Annotated in this window: 12 protein-coding genes and 1 pseudogene; 6 read left to right on the forward strand and 7 right to left on the reverse strand. The window is 67.9% G+C overall.

Annotated features, from left to right (window positions below; translation table 11 throughout):
• Positions 1-102: 102 nt before the first annotated feature.
• Positions 103-849 carry a transposase family protein gene (locus tag ACQPYE_RS26555; protein WP_498715198.1) on the reverse strand — a complete coding sequence of 249 codons (747 nt, stop codon included), beginning with the start codon at positions 847-849 and terminating at the stop codon, positions 103-105.
• Between the two features lie 217 nt (positions 850-1,066).
• Here ACQPYE_RS26555 and ACQPYE_RS26560 point away from each other — a divergent pair, with 217 nt between their 5' ends.
• The 3 genes from ACQPYE_RS26560 to ACQPYE_RS26570 all read left to right on the forward strand — a co-directional run bounded on the left by ACQPYE_RS26560 (position 1,067) and on the right by ACQPYE_RS26570 (position 4,801).
• Positions 1,067-2,341 (forward strand): IS256 family transposase, encoded by a 1,275-nt coding sequence (locus tag ACQPYE_RS26560; protein ID WP_498715199.1) that lies wholly within the window; start codon positions 1,067-1,069, stop codon positions 2,339-2,341.
• A 272-nt stretch (positions 2,342-2,613) separates the two neighbouring features.
• Positions 2,614-2,862 (forward strand): hypothetical protein, encoded by a 249-nt coding sequence (locus tag ACQPYE_RS26565; protein ID WP_498715201.1) that lies wholly within the window; start codon positions 2,614-2,616, stop codon positions 2,860-2,862.
• Between the two features lie 307 nt (positions 2,863-3,169).
• Entirely contained in the window at positions 3,170-4,801 is a 1,632-nt protein-coding gene (locus ACQPYE_RS26570) for a hypothetical protein (RefSeq protein ID WP_498715202.1), read from the forward strand.
• A gap of 36 nt (positions 4,802-4,837) precedes the next feature.
• Here the strand turns inward: ACQPYE_RS26570 and ACQPYE_RS26575 are convergent, their stop codons facing one another.
• Positions 4,838-7,540, reverse strand: coding sequence for an AfsR/SARP family transcriptional regulator (locus tag ACQPYE_RS26575; protein ID WP_498715204.1), 2,703 nt, complete (start codon positions 7,538-7,540; stop codon positions 4,838-4,840).
• 584 nt (positions 7,541-8,124) lie between these two features.
• Here ACQPYE_RS26575 and ACQPYE_RS26580 point away from each other — a divergent pair.
• The 3 genes from ACQPYE_RS26580 (at position 8,125) to ACQPYE_RS26590 (ending at position 12,191) form a co-directional block, all read left to right on the forward strand.
• Positions 8,125-8,490 carry a hypothetical protein gene (locus ACQPYE_RS26580; RefSeq protein WP_498715205.1) on the forward strand — a complete coding sequence of 122 codons (366 nt, stop codon included), beginning with the start codon at positions 8,125-8,127 and terminating at the stop codon, positions 8,488-8,490.
• Between the two features lie 546 nt (positions 8,491-9,036).
• Positions 9,037-10,800 (forward strand): hypothetical protein, encoded by a 1,764-nt coding sequence (locus ACQPYE_RS26585; protein ID WP_498715206.1) that lies wholly within the window; start codon positions 9,037-9,039, stop codon positions 10,798-10,800.
• 320 nt (positions 10,801-11,120) lie between these two features.
• Positions 11,121-12,191 carry an integrase core domain-containing protein gene (locus ACQPYE_RS26590; RefSeq protein WP_498715208.1) on the forward strand — a complete coding sequence of 357 codons (1,071 nt, stop codon included), beginning with the start codon at positions 11,121-11,123 and terminating at the stop codon, positions 12,189-12,191.
• Between the two features lie 44 nt (positions 12,192-12,235).
• Here the strand turns inward: ACQPYE_RS26590 and ACQPYE_RS26595 are convergent.
• The 5 genes and pseudogenes from ACQPYE_RS26595 to ACQPYE_RS26615 all read right to left on the reverse strand — a co-directional run.
• Positions 12,236-13,066 (reverse strand): annotated as a pseudogene (locus ACQPYE_RS26595) (IS701 family transposase); the annotation flags it as partial.
• Positions 13,067-13,135: 69 nt separating this feature from the next.
• A protein-coding gene (locus ACQPYE_RS26600; RefSeq protein WP_498715210.1) for an IS5 family transposase occupies positions 13,136-13,968 on the reverse strand; the annotation gives its coding sequence in 2 pieces (ribosomal slippage) (positions 13,136-13,647 and positions 13,647-13,968; 834 coding nt in all).
• Positions 13,969-13,974: 6 nt separating this feature from the next.
• A complete protein-coding gene (locus ACQPYE_RS26605) occupies positions 13,975-15,036 on the reverse strand; it encodes a hypothetical protein (RefSeq protein WP_498715211.1) in 1,062 nt (353 codons plus the stop codon).
• An 86-nt stretch (positions 15,037-15,122) separates the two neighbouring features.
• On the reverse strand, positions 15,123-16,397 hold the full coding sequence (locus ACQPYE_RS26610) for an IS256 family transposase (protein WP_498715199.1): 1,275 nt from the start codon (positions 16,395-16,397) through the stop codon (positions 15,123-15,125).
• Between the two features lie 229 nt (positions 16,398-16,626).
• Positions 16,627-17,517, reverse strand: coding sequence for an IS5 family transposase (locus tag ACQPYE_RS26615; protein ID WP_498715214.1), 891 nt, complete (start codon positions 17,515-17,517; stop codon positions 16,627-16,629).
• Positions 17,518-17,580: the final 63 nt, after the last annotated feature.

A 17,580-nucleotide genomic window follows, 5' to 3' on the forward strand; every position in this document is an offset into this window, starting at 1 on the left:
GAGCCGCCACAAGCCCGAGTCCCAGAAGGACGCCGCCCGTGCCCCCTGACCGCCTCCACGACCGGGGAACGCTGTGCTTGCCGAAAATACCGTCCGTGCAGGTCAGGCTGCGTAGTGGTACTCGTTGAGGATGCCGCCCAGTCGGTGCCGTCTGTGGATGTCGAGCTGGGTGACGGGTGCTTGGTCGGCCGCTGATTGTGGCAGTGGTTGTAGCGGTCGGGCGTTGGCGATGCCTTGGTGGGCGGTGGTTGTTTTGTAGAAGCGCTCGTACTCGCGTAGGGCGTGCAGCAGGTGCTGCTGGTTCCAGATGAGTGTGCGGTCGAGGAGTTCGCGTCGGCAGCTTTGGATCCAGCGTTCCATGATCGCGTTCATGCGCGGGATGCGGACGCCGCTGAGGATGACCTGGATGCCCGCGTCGGCGAGGACGGCGTCGAACAGTGCCGGGTACTTCCCGTCCCGGTCGCGGATCATGAACCGTGCGTGTTTGCCCGCGTCGTCGAGGTCCATGACGAGGTTCCTGGCGGCTTGGGTGACCCAGGAGGCGGTCGGGTGTGCGGTGGTGCCCAGGACTCTGATTCGGCGGCTGGTGTGCTCGATGACCGCGAGTACGTACTGGCGGGTGCCGCTCAACGTAGAGGTCTCGAAGAAATCGCAGGCCAGTAGAGCCTCGGCCTGGGAGCGGAGGAGGGCCGGCCATGTCGTCGAGGTGCGCTCGAGAGTGGGGTCGATCCCTGTGTCCTTGAGGATTTGCCTGACGGTGGATGCTGCGACCTTGACGCCGAGCACGAGGAGTTCGCCGTGGATGCGGCGATAGCCCCAGGTGGGATTCTCCCGCGCCAGGCGCAGCACCAGGAGCCGGACCGAGCGGACGGTCCGTGAACGGCCGAGCCGCCTGGGACGGGATCTGGCTGCATGGCGGCGTGCGAGGAGGTCGCGGTGCCACCGAAGCACTGTCGAGCAATGCTTGAGACCTGTGGATCGGCCGGTGAAGGGGCGTACCTTCCCGGTGATCGAGTAGAGGTCTCAAACAAGCCGACGTTGGCGCGTCGGTTGGGAAGGCACGCCCATGCTTACCGTAGTCCCCGACTCCGCTTCCGGTGATGACGACCGTCCGGTCGGGGGCGAGGAGTCGTTGATCGACCGGATCGTCCGTGAGGGTGCCCGCCGGATGCTGGCCGAGGCGTTGCGGGCCGAGGTCGACGCCTATCTGGCCGCGTTCGCCGACGAGCGTGACGAGCAGGGCCGCCGCCTGGTGGTGCGTAACGGCCACCACCAGCCGCGTGAGGTGCTGACCAGCGCGGGCGCGGTGGAGGTGACCGCGCCGCGGGTCAACGACAAGCGCGTCGACCCCGTGACGGGCGAACGGAAGCGGTTCTCCTCGGCGATCCTGCCGCCGTGGGCGCGCAAGACCCCGAAGATCACCGAGGTGTTGCCGCTGCTGTACCTGCACGGCCTGTCCTCCGGCGACTTCGTTCCTGCGCTGGGCCAGTTCCTCGGCAGCGACAAGGGTCTGTCCGCTCCGGTGATCACCAGACTGACCGAACAGTGGAAGGCCGAACAGCGCGCCTTCGCCGAACGCGACCTGTCCGATGTGGACTACGTCTACCTGTGGGCCGACGGCATCCACGTCAACATCCGCCTGGAGGAACACCGACTCTGCCTGCTCGTCATGATCGGCGTGCGTGCCGACGGCCGCAAGGAACTGGTCGCCCTGGCCGACGGATACCGCGAGTCGACCGAGTCGTGGGCCGATCTGCTGCGCGACTGCGCCCGGCGCGGTATGACCGCCCCGGTACTGGCGATCGGCGACGGCGCCCTGGGCTTCTGGGGCGCGTTGCGTGAGGTCTTCCCCACCACCCGCGAGCAGAGATGTTGGTTCCACAAAATCGGCAACGTAGTGGCCGCGCTACCGAAATCCGCGCACCCCGGGGCGAAGAAGGCACTGGCCGAGATCTGGAACGCCGAGAACCGTCGGCACGCCCAGGACGCGGCCACCGCGTTCCAGGCCACCTACGGCGCGAAGTTCCCCAAGGCCACCGCGAAGATCACCGACGACCTCGACGAGCTGCTGGCGTTCTACGACCACCCGGCCGAGCACTGGATCCACCTGCGCACCACCAACCCGATCGAGTCCACCTTCGCCACCGTGCGCCACCGCACCAAGGTCACGAAGGGACCGGGCTCACGGGCGGCCGGACTGGCGATGGCGTTCAAGCTGATCGAGTCGGCCCAGGCCCGCTGGCGCGCGGTCAACGCGCCACATCTCGTCGCACTGGTCAGAAACGGTGCGGTGTTCGTCAACGGAATCCTGGTCGAACGACCCGACGAGGAAGCCGCCTAAGAAACTTGATCCACAGGTCTTGACGATAGCTCAGCACTGTCTCCGGGCGTACCAGTAGTCGGAGCCGACGAAGCGCATCGGCCGGGAGTCGGTGCAGCAGTGCCGCGAGGAATGCCCGGTCGCCGGGGGAGAACCGCGGACGGGCGTCACCGAGTTGGCGTTCCAGGAGGGTGATCTGGTGCCGTAGCGCCTGTGGGGTTCCAGAACTCTGCGCTGAGACGCTGAGCTGCGGTGATCGCGCACCATGAGCCGTAGGAGCATGATCGTGAGGCGTGGCGCTACGACTGCTATACCTGATCTTCGTCCGGGTCGTCGATTGGCTGGTCCTACTCAGCCGGTCATCGGCGGGCAAGGACGCCGAACTGCTGGTGCTGCGGCACCAAGTCGCCGTACTGCGCCGCACCCACCCCCGCCCGCGGCTGGAGTGGGCCGACCGCGCGGTGCTCGCCGCACTGGTTCGCCGAATCCCTCCGCTGTTGCGCGAGCACCGATTGCTGACGCCGGCCACCGTCCTTCGATAGCACCGACGCCTGGTCACGAAGAAGTGGACCTACCCGAACCGGATCGGGCACCCACAGCTCGACGACACCATCGTGGCGTTGATCGAACGGATGGCCCGGGAAAACTCCGGGTGGGGCTACCACCGGATCCAGGGCGAACTGCTCGAACTCGGCCACCGGGCAGCCGCTCCAACGGTTCGCCACGTGCTCAAGCGCCTACGCATACCGCCCGCACCCCGACGCGACAGCGACACCTCATGGCGGCGGTTCCTGCGCGCCCAGGCGGCGAGCCTGTTGGCCCGCGACTTTCTTCCACGTCGACTGCGCCGTGACGCTCAAGCGGGTCTACGTGTTCTTCGTGCTGGAGATCGCCACCCGCTACGTCCACATCCTCGGCACCACCACCAACCCAGACGGAGCATGGACCGCCCAACAAGCCCGCACGCCACCTCATCGGCCCTGGTCGACGCACGCACCACGATCACATCACCCCGTGTCCTCGACGCACTCGACCGACAACGCCGAAAGCCCAGAGAACACCGCACCGACCACTTTCGCCACTCGAGCCATGAATGATCATGACAACCCGCGCCCCCGTCACGGCCTGGAGTCCACCGCACCACCACCGGAAGTGCGCCAGAGCCGCTCGTTTGACACACCCCCATCAGTCGGGCGACTGTGGCTGCACTCCCGTCGACGACATCTTCTTCAGGTGAGCCAGCATGTCTGCCGCGACTGGGACGAATCTGGGGGCGCCGATGGTGGACGCGGCCGGGAATTCAAGATTTCCCCCAGTTCTCCCTGCGACGGTGGTGGCCGACAGAAAGGGGAAGTCATGAGGAGCACGACACTGTGCGGGCTGGTCGCCTCACTGGTGGTCGCGTCGGTCTTCACCGGCACGGCCTCCGCCGCGCCGCTCGCCGCACCGGAGAAGGTCGACCGCATCAACCTCACCGTCGACCTGACGAGCCTTGCGGGCAAGGTCGCCGCGTTCGAGAACCGGCTCAGGGGCCACCACGTCCCGTTCAAAGACATCACCACGCCGCGCGAAACGCAAAAATGCCCCGATAATGAACCCGCCGGGGCCAAACTGCCGCGCGACACCGTGAAACGCTGCTGGGACAAGCGCGACGCGGCTGATAAGCGGTGGATGCCACAGGGGATAACGAGCACGGCTGACGCGTCACACACCAACTTCTACGAAGGCCGGCAGGCGCTGGCCGTCACGGCCTATCGCGAGAATGGCGAGTCGGAGGTGGCACGGGTCACTCTGCTCCCCAACTTCGCGAAGGAGGGCTACCGGCACATCTCGCTGCGGATGGCAGACGGGCCCCTGGGCAAGAACGTGGACTGCCACGCGGGCGGCGTGGTCTGGTACGGCCACCACCTGCTGGTCGCGTGCACCGGGACCATCATGGTCTTCGACTGGCGGAAAGTCTACAAGACCAACAAGAACGCGCCCAACGCCACTGCCCAACTGTTCATGATCCAGGTCGGCACGATCAAGAACGAAATCGAGAATAATAAGTCCATGAGGTTCTCCTCGATCGCGCTCGACCGGTCGGTCACCCCGAACCTGCTCGTGACCTCCGAGTTCACCAAAAGGACGTGCGGGGACACGACCTGCCGGGTGTTTCGCAACAGGCTGACCGACGGGCTGACGTCCACCACCCTGCACGCGTACGACGCCTACCGGATGCCGTTCAAGATGCAGGGCGCGGTCAGCCGGGGCGACCAGTTCTGGCTGTCCCGCAGCAACGGCAAAAAAGACTCGGGATGGCTGTACTCGTGGCAGATCGGCGGTTCGGCGCCGAAGCAACACCAGCACTGGACGATCGGTTCGGAGAGCGTCGCCTACTGGAATCGAGGCAACGGCACCGGTGTACTGCTCACCGTGACCGAGTACCACGACAGGCGGATCATCGCGGCGGTCGAATCCACCCACTACCCGTACCGGTAGGCACGTCGGGGTGCCGCAGACCGGGCGGCACCCCGATCACCGGTCGGTCCCGTCCACCGCTGCCAGCAACGCGGTGACCGTCTCCTCATCGCCGCGCCTGCCCTGTTCCCGGTAGAGCGCCATCGCCCGCTGCCACGCGGCGCCTGCCTCGCCGGGCTGCCCGAGTTCCCGGTGGACGCGCCCGAGGGACACCAGCGCGTCGGCTTCCTCGTAGGGGTCGCCGAGGATCCGGCGCAGGTGGAGGGTGCGGCGGTAGTGACCCACGGCCCGGTGCAGCGCGCCGGTCGTGTGCGCGATGTGGGCGAGGCTGTCGCGGGCGGCGGCCTCGCCGTCCTGGTAGCCCAGCGCCCGGCACAGTACGACCGCCTGCGCGCAGTGCCGCCGGCCCTGCTCGAGCCGGCCGGTCTTGGCCAGCAACCAGCCCAACGTGTTGAGCGCGTTCGCCTCCCACACCTCCGCCCCGGCACGGCGGTACAGCGCCAGCGCGTGCTCGGCGTACTCGACGGCCTGCGCGTGCTCGCCCCGAAAACTGAACCCGGCGGCGATGGAGTGGGTGACGTGCCCCTGGTCGACCAGAAAGTCGGTTCGCCGCAGCACGGCCAGGGCCGCGTGCAGGTGCCGCATCGCCCCTTCGTGGTCGCCGGCGCGCATCAGGACCTGGCTGGTGCTGCGGTGCCCCTGGGCCAGATACCACGGGCCCAGGTGCTCGGCTGCGGCGATCCCGGCGCGCCAGGTCTCCAGGTGGGTGTCGAGCAGCCCGCGTCGCCAGTGCAGCCGGTCCAGCGCCCACGCCAGGTGCCACACGGCGGAGTGCGCGCCGTGCCGCACGGCCCACTCCTGTGCGGCGATGAGGCAGCTGTGCTCGGCGTCCAACCAGGCGGTCGCCTCGTCGAAGCCGCCGAACTCCAGCGGGGCGGTGGTGCCGGGCGCGGGGACGATGCCGGTGAGCGAATTGGACAGTTCGCCCGCCGCGTGGGCGGTCGCGACGTAGAAGTCGAGCAGTCCGGCCAGTGCCCCTTCCTCGCCCTCTGCGTGCTGTTCGGTGGTGTAGAGGCGCACGAGGTCGTGCATCCGGTAGCGGTGCGCCCCGCGCCGGTCCACCATGTGGGAGTTCTCCAAGCGCCGCAACGCGGCCCGGATGGTGGGCACCGGCAGCCCGGTCAGCGCGGCGGCCGACCGCACCTCGACGTCAGGTCCGGGCGCTGCGGCCACGAGCCGCAGGACGCGGGCGGCTTCGGCGTCCAGCGCCTGGTAGGAGGCGGCGAACACGGCGCGCAGCGAGTCCAGCCGGTCGTCGCGCAGTTCGTCGGCGACGACGGAGAGCGGCAGGTCAGGGTGGACGGCGGCTCGGGCGGCGGCGATGCTCAGCGCCAACGGCAGTCCCGCGCAGTGCTCGATGATGGACCGCTGGGCGCCGGGGTGCGCCGCCAGCCGGTCGTGCCCTAGGTGGCGAGCGAGGACGTCGGCGGCGTCGGCGGCCGTCATCGGCTCCAGGGTGAGGTGCTGCGCGCCGTGCGCGGTGGCCAGCGTGGTCAGCCGCTGCCTGCTGGTGACCAGCACCGCACACGTCGGACTGCCCGGCAGCAGGGGCGTGACCTGGGCTTCGTCGTGGGCGTTGTCCAGCACGACCAGCATGCGCCGGCCCGCGACGAGCGTGCGGAAGTGGGCGGCGAGCGCATCGAGGTCCCGGTCGTGGTCCGGCTCGGCCCCCAGCGCCACGAGTATTGCTCGCAGGGCGGCGGCTGGCGGGGTCGGCCGTCCGAGGGGATCGAACCCGTGCAGGTCCAGGTGCAGTTGCCCGTCGGGAAACCGGTCTGCGGCGCGGTGTGCCCAGTGCAGCGCGAGCCACGTCTTGCCCGCGCCACCGGCTCCGACGATCGCGAGGACCGCCGGTGGGTCGAGCAGCTTGTCCATCCGTGCCAGCTCGTTCGCGCGGCCGACGTACAGCCGGGGTGCGGCGGGTAATTGGCGCGGCGTCGGCGCGATGACGCGCGCCGACGGTGCGGGCAGTTCGCCGGCCAGCACGTGCTGGTGCAGTTCACGCAGCCCCGGACCCGGGTCGACGCCCAGCTCCTCGGCGAGCCGGCGGCGGACGACCTGGTAGTGGCGCAAGGCGTCGGATTGCCGGCCGCTGCGGTAGAGCGCCAAGACGAACTGCCCAGCCAGGCGCTCGTCCAAAGGGTTCTCGTCGGTCGAGGCGGCCAGGTCGGCGAGCAGCGCTTCGTGGTGGCCCAGGCGCAGAGCGACGTCGTTGCGGTGCAGCAGCGCGGTCCAACGCTCCTGCTCCAGCGAGCGCCGGACCGCTGTCGCCCAGTCACCGTCCACACCACCGAGCGCCAGACCGCGCCACAGGCCCAACGCCTCGTCCGCCAGCGCCAACGCCCTCCCGTCGTCCTCCGCGGCGTAGGACCGCTTGACCAGCGACCGGAACCGGTGCAAGTCGACCGCGTCCTCCTCGACCGGCAGCAGGTAGCCACCAGCCCTCCGGTCGATGCTCACCCCCGGCACTGCGGCGAACGCCTGCCGCAGTCGGTAGAGATACCCGTAGAGGGTGCTGCGGGCCTGCCGGGGCGCACGCACGCCCCACACCCGCTCGATCAGCAGGTCGAGCGACAGCGGCCGGTTGGCGTCCACCAGCAACGCCGCGAGTACACACCGCTGACGGGCGTGCCCGAGGTCAAGGGGTTCGCCCGCCGCGTGCGCTCGGATGTCCCCGAGCAGCCCGAAAGTAACCGACACCGATCCCCCCTTTGGTCTTCCCCGGCTACCGGGTTACCGGGCGACCGCGTGCGGCACAAGACCGATCCCAGAACTTCCCCAGATCGGCAGCCGACAATGCGCCGGATGCCGGGAACGGGACGGGACTTGACCGCCGAGTAGCCCGGGGGACAACCGCATTGACCGCCTTGAACCTGTCGAGGTCCACGAGCGAGAGGACGATGTCCTGCCAGTGTCGCCGGGCTCGTCGAAACGCGGCGGGTGCCGCGTCGTCCCATCCCCAACGATCCAGCAGGCCGGTGAGCCGATCCGTCGCCCAGCGACCAATGGGCTGACCACATCCTCGGCAACGCGGCGCTTCGACATCCGCCGCCTCGGCGGAGACCTCGGCCCGCCTGCTGTGCCCGCCTCGGGGGGAGTCGTCGATCCGGGTGATTGTCGAAGTCCGGGCTACCGGGGGGAAGCTCAGTTCTCGCCAGCAGACTTGGTGGGCAAGGTACGTCCCAGATTCATCCCAGGTTCGGTTGTCATCGTGGGAGTCGCTTGTCAGTCCGACGCGATCAACTAAGGGGGAAGCATGATGAGTCGATTGACGGCCTTGATCGGTGTGGCAGCCCATGCTGCTGGTGCCCGCGCAGGCTCAGGCGAGTGAGGTCGACGCCGCGGCGTGCGGGTACGACAAGTGCCTGAGCACGACCAACGGCTCGGCCACGCTGTACCTGGAGCGGCTGGCCGGGAGCCAATGGCAGGTCTGCGACGACGCCAAGGACGGCATGCGTGCGAGGGCGCCGGTGCAGTACTCGCTCGACAGCCTCACGTTGGAGGCCGTGGGCGGGTGGGGTAGTTGCAGCAGCCCTCAGTCGCTATACCCGACGCCAGCGCCGGGGACGGTAATCTCCTTGAAGGTCTGGGTGCAGGACGGGGTGAGCGGGACGCCGCGATACGCGGGCTACGGCACGTACACCTGGTAAGAACCCGGGCTCGCCTGCTGGTCCGTGCCGTCGACGGAACGGCACGGGCCAGCCGGAAAGGCTGCGGATCAGTTCGATGAGGCGATGTATCAACCGATCTCGAGTGCCTGCGGGTCGCCGAGCTTGAGCAGGATTTCGTGCGCCTTTCGCCACAATCCCGTGGCGGTATCCAGCTGTCCGTCGGCGTCGTCGGCTGCACTGGGTCAGCAACTGCAGCTCTGGGACTCAATGACGGTGCAGCGCAGCTGTGGAACATCTGGTCCTCATAGTCACGCGGAACGAGCCGGAATCGTGGTATCGCGCGACACCGGGCCGTGTCTCTTGAATCTTTCCCACTCGGGCACGATAACAACTGAAGTCCTGGCAGAACGGCGCTTCGGCAACGTCCGATCTACCAGAAGTTCTCTCGCCTGCGCGCCAAAAGGCCTTCGCCGGTCCAAGCTCGAAAACGGGCACTTGCATGTAAACGGCCGCCTGGCCTTACTCGATTATTCTACCGCGAATGATGAGGGGTAACGAGTCGTGTTGAATCTATTACATGGGTACATGCTGTCCCTGGTGCTGCTCGCTGCGGTGGTCACGATGGCTGACACACCTGTGGCAGCGGCGGAGACTGTCGCTCGCGGATCGTGGGCGCACACCGACTTGCGTGAACCGGCCAGGACGTTCACTGATGGCACGGGGCCCCCCGTCGGCGCGTGGCTGGACGAGAAAGGGAAATACCACAGCGCCAAGTCGTACTTCACGTTCGACCTGACGTCGTTGCAGGGCAAGCGCGTGCTCGACGCCGGCGCGGTGACCTCCGTGACCTGGGTCGCGGACTGCGCCGTTGACTCCGCTACCGAACTGTGGCGCACCGACCTCTCCGAACGGCCGACCTGGTACGACCAACCCGCCGAGCGGGCACTTCAAGCGGGCAGTGCGCCAACCGAGCCGTGCGTCGCGCCCTATGTGGAGTGGGACGTACGGGAGGCCGTCACCACGGCACTCGCCTCCGGCGCGACGAAGCTGACACTCGCCCTGCGCATGGCGGGCGGTAAGCAGTACGACCCCAAGTACGGCCGGCGGTTCGCCGACGACCTGCGGCTATTCGTGAGCACCAACATCCCGCCGGCTGTGCCGAACCCGTTGTCGGTCGGCGTCGTCCGGTGCGCCGACCCGTTCTTCAACCCTGTCCGGACACCGACGCTTCGCACTGGCCTGTTCGACCAGGACGGCGACACGCTGACCGGTCGCTTCACCCTGCGTGACATCGCCGACCTGGCACAGCCCCGCGTGTTCGAGCAGCACGGCGTTCCCAGCGGCACGACCGCGTTGCTCAACCTGCCGGCCGATGTCCTGCTCGACGGCCACACCTACGAGCTGACCGCACAGGCGGTGGACAGGCACGACGCGTCACCGCCGACCCCGATCTGCCGATTCACCAACGACTTCACACTTCCGAACGCTCCTGCCGTCCGCTCCGTCGAATACCCGCCGAGCGCAGAACCGGGCACCGGGGGCACTAATGTGCCCGGCCGGTTCACCTTCGACCCGGCCGGATCCGACGACGTGGTCGGTTACCGGTACTACGTCGGCAACAACCGCAACACCTGGCCGAACCGATTCGTCACTGCAAACCCGGATGGCAGAACCATGGTCGACTTCACGCCGACCGAGCCCGGGTACCACGTGTTGAAGGTGATGGCGGTGGACCGCGCAGGCAATAGCTCTTCTCTGGTACAGCAAGACCTCTACGTCTACGACAACTCGCCCCACATCGCCGCACCCGAGACCGGTGATCTCGACGTGCCGGTCGAGGTGGTCTTCACACCGGGGATGCCCGATGTCGTCGAGTACTCCTACCAGGTCAACGACGGCGTGACACACACCGTAGCGGCCGACCTCGACGGTCGGGCGACCGCGTTCGTAGTGCCAGACGCGCCGGGTGCCAACGTCATCCTGGTGCGCGGACGGACGGGCACCGGCATGGTCTCGGGCGACGCCTGGGCGGCCGTCGAGGTTCCCTGGTACGAGCCGGTGGTCGCCAGCGCCGACTACCCGGACGACGGCGCGGCGCACGGCGGCGTCGGCACGCCCGGTATCTTCGAGTTCGTCTCCTCCCTCCCGGGCACCACCGCATTCATGTACACGATGACCGCGGGCGGCACACAGACAGATCCGGTGGTTGTGCCGGCGGACGGCACCGGTCGGGCCACCACGACCATCACCCCGATCATCTCCGGCTCCCACTACCTGTACGTGCAGGCGCGTCGCGCGAACGGCGCGCTGTCCGGCGGAACATTCTTCGACTTCAACATTCAGCACTGAACCCGCCGCGAACCGCCCACCGCCCACCGCGACGACGGCAGCTCCCGGCAGCGGGCGGCAGACCACCGATTTACGTGAGTCCACACTCACTACGCGCATGATGCGCCGGCATGTGAGGTGATCGGCAAGCACAACGTGACGCTTGCCGATCATGCTCATGCCCTGTGCTTGCCGAGAATGTTGTCCGTGCAGGGTCTGGCGGCGCGGTGGTAATCGTTGAGGACGGCGGGCCCTGACCCTGTGGGGTTTCAGAACTCTGCACTGAGGCGCTGAGCTGCGGTGATCGCGCACCATGGGCTGCAGGAGCATGATCGTGAGGCGTGGTGCTACGACTGCTGTACCTGATCTTCGTCTGGGTCGTCGACTGGTTGGTTCTGCTCGGCCGGTCATCAGCGGCCAAGGACGTGGAGTTGCTGGTGCTACGGCACGAAGTCGCCGTGCTGCGCCGAACCAACCCTCGCCCACGGTTGGACTGGGCCGACCGCGCGATGCTCGCCGGGTTGGTGCGACGCCTACCCAGCTGGTTACGGGAACACCGATTGGTGACACCGGGGACCCTCCTACGATGGCACCGGCGCCTGGTCGCGAAGAAGTGGACCCACCCCCACCGCACCGGTCGGCCGCCGGTCGACGACACCATCGTGGCGTTGATCGCGCGTATGGCCCGGGAGAACGCCGGGTGGGGCTACCGCCGGATCCAGGGCGAACTGCACAAGCTCGGCCACCGCATAGCCGCGTCAACGGTTCGCCGCGTGCTCAAGCGCCTGCGGGTACCGCCCGCGCCCCAGCGCGACACCGACACCTCGTGGCGACGATTCCTGCGCGCTCAGGCCGCGAGCACGTTGGCCTGCGACTTCTTCCATGTCGACTGCGCGGTCACCCTCAAACGCGTGTACGTGCTCTTCGTGATCGAGGTCGCCACCCGCTACGTCCACATCCTCGGTACCACCACTAACCCAGACGGGGCATGGACCACCCAACAAGCCCGCAACCTACTGATGGACCTCGGCGACCGGGCAGACGACTTCCGATTCCTCATCCGCGACCGGGCCGGCCAGTTCACCACCTCGTTCGACGCCGTCCTCTCCGGCGCAGGCGTCCACGCCGTGAAGATCCCACCACAGTGCCCACGAGCCAACGCCCACGCCGAACGATTCGTCGGAACCGTCCGACGCGAAGCCACCGACCGACTACTCATCATCAACGAACACCACCTGCGAACGGTACTCGACCGCTACGCGACCCACTACAACCACCGCCGACCACATCAAGCCCTACAACTCGCACCACCACGACCGGATCACCCGATCGCGGAGCCTGACTACACCTCAATACGCCGTCGACCAGTCCTCGGCGGCCTGATCAACGAGTACGAACCCGTCGCAGCATAACCGCAGGTCAGACCAGGTGGCCGACTATTGGCACCTCACAGCCTGCGCAGCGGGCGGATGTCGACCGCGGCCCAGTCCGCCATCCGCGGACCCTTCGAACCCGCGCCGGAGGAAAGCCGTTCCCACGCCGTGTCCGGCAGCTCGGAGATCAGACGATGGACACGGACCTTGAGCAACCCGAACGACACCGCCATCGCGTTCTTCTGCACCGCCACCACATGCGGGATGTCCAGGTTCTCCAGCCACAGGCGGAACACCGTGTCGTTGCCGTAGACCTCGTCCGCGGTCACCCACCCGAACGGCACCCCGGCCTCCACCGCCCGCTCGATCATCCGCCGGGCAAGTACCTGCTTGGTCGCGAAACCGACCTCGTCACCGATCCCCGCCGCCCGACACCGTTCCCGATCGTCGGTCCAGTCCTTCGGCAGGTACAGTTCCCGGTCGATCAACGCCCGCCCGTGCGGCGAGGCATAGGCCAGGAACACGCCGATCTGCGAGTTCTCGATCCGCCCCGCCGTCCCGGAATACTGACGGCCCACTCCGGCGGACTTGGTGCCCTTCTTCAGGAATCCCGTCTCGTCCACGATCAGCACGCCGTCCTCGGGATCGCCGATCGCCTCCACCACCGCCGCCCGCACGTCGTCACGCAGCCCGTCGGTGTCCCAAGCGTAGAAGTTGAGCAGCCGTTGCATGCCCTCCGGACCCGCGTCACCGGCCGCCTCGGCGAGCGTCCAGCCGTTCTTCCTCTCCACCTCGGAAAGCAGACCTCTGACATACCAACGCATGCGCCGCCGCGACTCGACACGTGGGAACCGGCCCGCGAACCGCCCCAGGAACGCATCGAACCCCGCCGACCAACCCGCCACCAACTCCATCGACACAGAGATCAACTACCAGATTCCAGCCTTCGACAACAACCTGTCGTTGTCGTATTAGACCGCATCTCATTTGGGGTTGTTGTGGGTCAGCAGGTCCAGCTTGTCGGCTCGGCGGTAGCAGATCACCGCGCAGGCCAGTTGGGTGAATGCCGTGAAGTGGGCGGCCTTGCGTTCGTAGCGGCGGGCCAGTCGTCGGAACCGGGAAACCCACTCCAGGGTCCGTTCGATGACGTACCGGTGGCGTCCCAGTCGCTTGGCGGACTCGATGCCGCGGCGGGCGATCCGGGCGATGATGCCCCGCCTGCGCAGTGTGGCGCGGCAGGTCGGGTAGTCGTAGCCCTTGTCGGCGTGCAGCTTGCGCGGCCGACGACGAGGACGGCCGACGGGTCCCTTGACCGGGGCGACGGCGTCGACCACGGTCTCCAGCAGCAGGTGGTCGTTGCGGTTGGCCGCGGAGACCACGACCGTCAGCGGGATGCCGCCGCGGTCGCCCATCGCGTGGATCTTCGAGCCGGGTTTGCCCCTGTCGACCGGGCTGGGGCCGGTCAGATCCCCCCTTTGACCGCGCGGACGTGCATGCTGTCCACCGACGCCCGCGACCAGTCGATCGCCCCGGCGACGCCGAGCAGGTCCAGGGTCGTGTCGTGCAGCCGGGCGAACACGTCCGCCTCGACCCACTCCGAGAACCGGCGATGCGCGGTGGGGGAACTGATCCCGAACGAGGCGGACAACGCCGACCAGGCACACCCCGTCCGCAACACGTACACGATGGCCGCCAACACGGTCCGGTCGTCCAGCCGACGACGCCCACCGCCCTGGTGGCGTTGCGGCGCGCCGGGCAACAACGGCTTCGCCAACAGCCACAACGGCTCCGGGCACCACTTCTCCACGTCGTTCATCGTCGATCAAGATAACGCCCGCGTGGCAACACTCCAAATGAGATGCGGTCTAAGGTCGATGGCGGCGGCGCGGCGTGCTGTCGCGCTCCGGTGCGCTCGGGCCTGAGTGAGATCGGCGTTCAGGTCGGCGCCCTCGGCGTCGAGCAGGTGTGCGACGGCATCGAGCAGCCGCCCGGTGATGACGACACCGCCGTGGGTCGCGGTCCCGGTGGATCTCCCGCCGCGCTGAAGGGTGGTCGCTAGGTCACGCATTCGCTGCGCGCGTGCTTTGAACTGTTCGGCCGGGTCAGTTGTTTCCACAACGTCGGCCATCGCTTGGTCGGGCGGGGTGTCCGCGAGCCCGGCGGTGACCTCCACCGGGCTCGGAAGGTCGAGCAATGCGCAGACGATCGCTGCCCGGACCGCGGCGGCCTTCACGAACGGCCGCAGCCACCGAAGGTCGTCCTCGGAGTGACCTAGGCAGATGCCGATCGCGGCCCCGACCTCCTCTACCGCCTCTCGGACGTTCGCGTTGTTTGGCAAGTCGGGCTCTAGGGTCACCTGCAGACGTCCGACCGCGCCCGCGAGCATGGCCAGAGCGCGTTGTGAGCTGCGTGCCGGCTCATCTGGGATACGACTCAGCGCACTCTCGAGCAGCGCCAGGGCATCGGACCTGCGCTCTGCTCGCGCGAGAACCTCGGCGTACTCCATCGATCCGTAGTGCGACTCCGGAGAGTGCGCCGCGCCGACCTTGATGATCTCGGCCGCTTGGAGACCGAGGAGGCCGACGCCGCAGTCGAGAAGCCCGTTCAACGCCTCCTCGGCCTCGTCGTGCTGCCGGAGCCCGTAAGTCCTCTGCGGTGCTAGCGCCAACCACACCACCGCGAGCTCCGGCGCAACTCGTGCATCCGGTTGCCACGGCTGCTCGGTCACCTCGATCGCCTGATGCCACTCGAGTTCTGGGACCCGCGCCAGGGCCTTCTTCTCCAGCTCAGCGAGCGCAGCTGGGTCCGGCACGTGGTGCCGCAGCGCCGCGAGCGAGGCCAGGAACGTCTCCAGGTGCTTCGAGACGTTGATGCCCTCCATCACAGCCGCAGCGTGAAGCGCCAACCGAACCCGGGACTCCTCGTCGGGCCACGGAAGGAGCTATCGTCAAGACCTGTGGATCAAGTTTCTTAGGCGGCTTCCTCGTCGGGTCGTTCGACCAGGATTCCGTTGACGAACACCGCACCGTTTCTGACCAGTGCGACGAGATGTGGCGCGTTGACCGCGCGCCAGCGGGCCTGGGCCGACTCGATCAGCTTGAACGCCATCGCCAGTCCGGCCGCCCGTGAGCCCGGTCCCTTCGTGACCTTGGTGCGGTGGCGCACGGTGGCGAAGGTGGACTCGATCGGGTTGGTGGTGCGCAGGTGGATCCAGTGCTCGGCCGGGTGGTCGTAGAACGCCAGCAGCTCGTCGAGGTCGTCGGTGATCTTCGCGGTGGCCTTGGGGAACTTCGCGCCGTAGGTGGCCTGGAACGCGGTGGCCGCGTCCTGGGCGTGCCGACGGTTCTCGGCGTTCCAGATCTCGGCCAGTGCCTTCTTCGCCCCGGGGTGCGCGGATTTCGGTAGCGCGGCCACTACGTTGCCGATTTTGTGGAACCAACATCTCTGCTCGCGGGTGGTGGGGAAGACCTCACGCAACGCGCCCCAGAAGCCCAGGGCGCCGTCGCCGATCGCCAGTACCGGGGCGGTCATACCGCGCCGGGCGCAGTCGCGCAGCAGATCGGCCCACGACTCGGTCGACTCGCGGTATCCGTCGGCCAGGGCGACCAGTTCCTTGCGGCCGTCGGCACGCACGCCGATCATGACGAGCAGGCAGAGTCGGTGTTCCTCCAGGCGGATGTTGACGTGGATGCCGTCGGCCCACAGGTAGACGTAGTCCACATCGGACAGGTCGCGTTCGGCGAAGGCGCGCTGTTCGGCCTTCCACTGTTCGGTCAGTCTGGTGATCACCGGAGCGGACAGACCCTTGTCGCTGCCGAGGAACTGGCCCAGCGCAGGAACGAAGTCGCCGGAGGACAGGCCGTGCAGGTACAGCAGCGGCAACACCTCGGTGATCTTCGGGGTCTTGCGCGCCCACGGCGGCAGGATCGCCGAGGAGAACCGCTTCCGTTCGCCCGTCACGGGGTCGACGCGCTTGTCGTTGACCCGCGGCGCGGTCACCTCCACCGCGCCCGCGCTGGTCAGCACCTCACGCGGCTGGTGGTGGCCGTTACGCACCACCAGGCGGCGGCCCTGCTCGTCACGCTCGTCGGCGAACGCGGCCAGATAGGCGTCGACCTCGGCCCGCAACGCCTCGGCCAGCATCCGGCGGGCACCCTCACGGACGATCCGGTCGATCAACGACTCCTCGCCCCCGACCGGACGGTCGTCATCACCGGAAGCGGAGTCGGGGACTACGGTAAGCATGGGCGTGCCTTCCCAACCGACGCGCCAACGTCGGCTTGTTTGAGACCTCTACTCGATCACCGGGAAGGTACGCCCCTTCACCGGCCGATCCACAGGTCTCAAGCATTGCTCGCCAAGTGGTCGCGGACCAGCGTCCGGAACGCCCACTCGAAGCCTTGGCGCACCAACTGAACGATGAGACGGACGGTGATCGCCAACCATCCATTCCCCGTTAGTAGCCGTTTCCGAGCTACGGGCGTTGGGCGAGTCGACGGCTGGTGATGCGGATCATGGACCAGCGGACCATGGCCTCGTGGTGGTGGGGTAGGCGTTCGTAGTCGCGGGCGCAGCGGCGGTGTCCGGTAATCCAGGCAAGGCTTCGCTCGACCACCCATCTCCTCGGCAGCACGGTGAAATACGGCACCTGCGGACGTTGGACGATCTCCACCATCAGGCCGAGGGTCTTGCGGGCCCAGTCGAGGAGCGGGCCGGTGTAGCCGCCGTCGGCCCACACCAGTGCGGCCCGTTTCCCGGCGGTGTCGCGCAGGCGGCGCAGCAGGCTGCGGGCGGCGACCCGGTCCTGCGTCGAGGCGGGCGTGACCAACACGGCCACCAGCAAACCCAGGGTGTCCACGACGATGTGCCGCTTGCGGCCTTGGACCTTCTTCCCACCGTCCCAACCCCGCGTGGCCCGGCTCACGGTCTCCGCTGCGCGCACCGACTGCGAGTCCATCACCGCCGCCGACGGCGCCGCCACCCGGCCCTCGGCCAGCCGGACCCGGTCACGCAACGCGTCGAGCAGCCGCTGCGACGCACCCGCCTTCTCCCACGCGGCGAAACGCTTATAGACCGTCTGCCACGGAGGGAAGTCCGCGGGCAGGGCCCGCCACTTGATGCCATTGTCGACCACGTACAGGATGGCGTCCACGATGACCCGTCGGCAGTGCTTCTCCCACCGCCCGCCCCGACCGGCCAGGCACGCCGGATCGGGCAACAGCGGATCCAGCTCGGCCCACTGGGCGTCGGTGACGTCGGTGGGATAACGACCCGTCCGTCGTCGGGTGGGCTGGTGGGACGCGGCCAGACGACAGCAGGGAGTACCCGCGGTGGAACCGCCCGCGGGGATCGGGCACGATAACAACGGAACTCCTGGTGGAACGGCGCATAGACACCGTCCGATCTACCAGGAGTTCCTTGTGTCCGC

This window comes from Actinosynnema sp. CA-299493 (assembly GCF_050946825.1).
Taxonomy (GTDB): Bacteria; Actinomycetota; Actinomycetes; order Mycobacteriales; family Pseudonocardiaceae; genus Actinosynnema.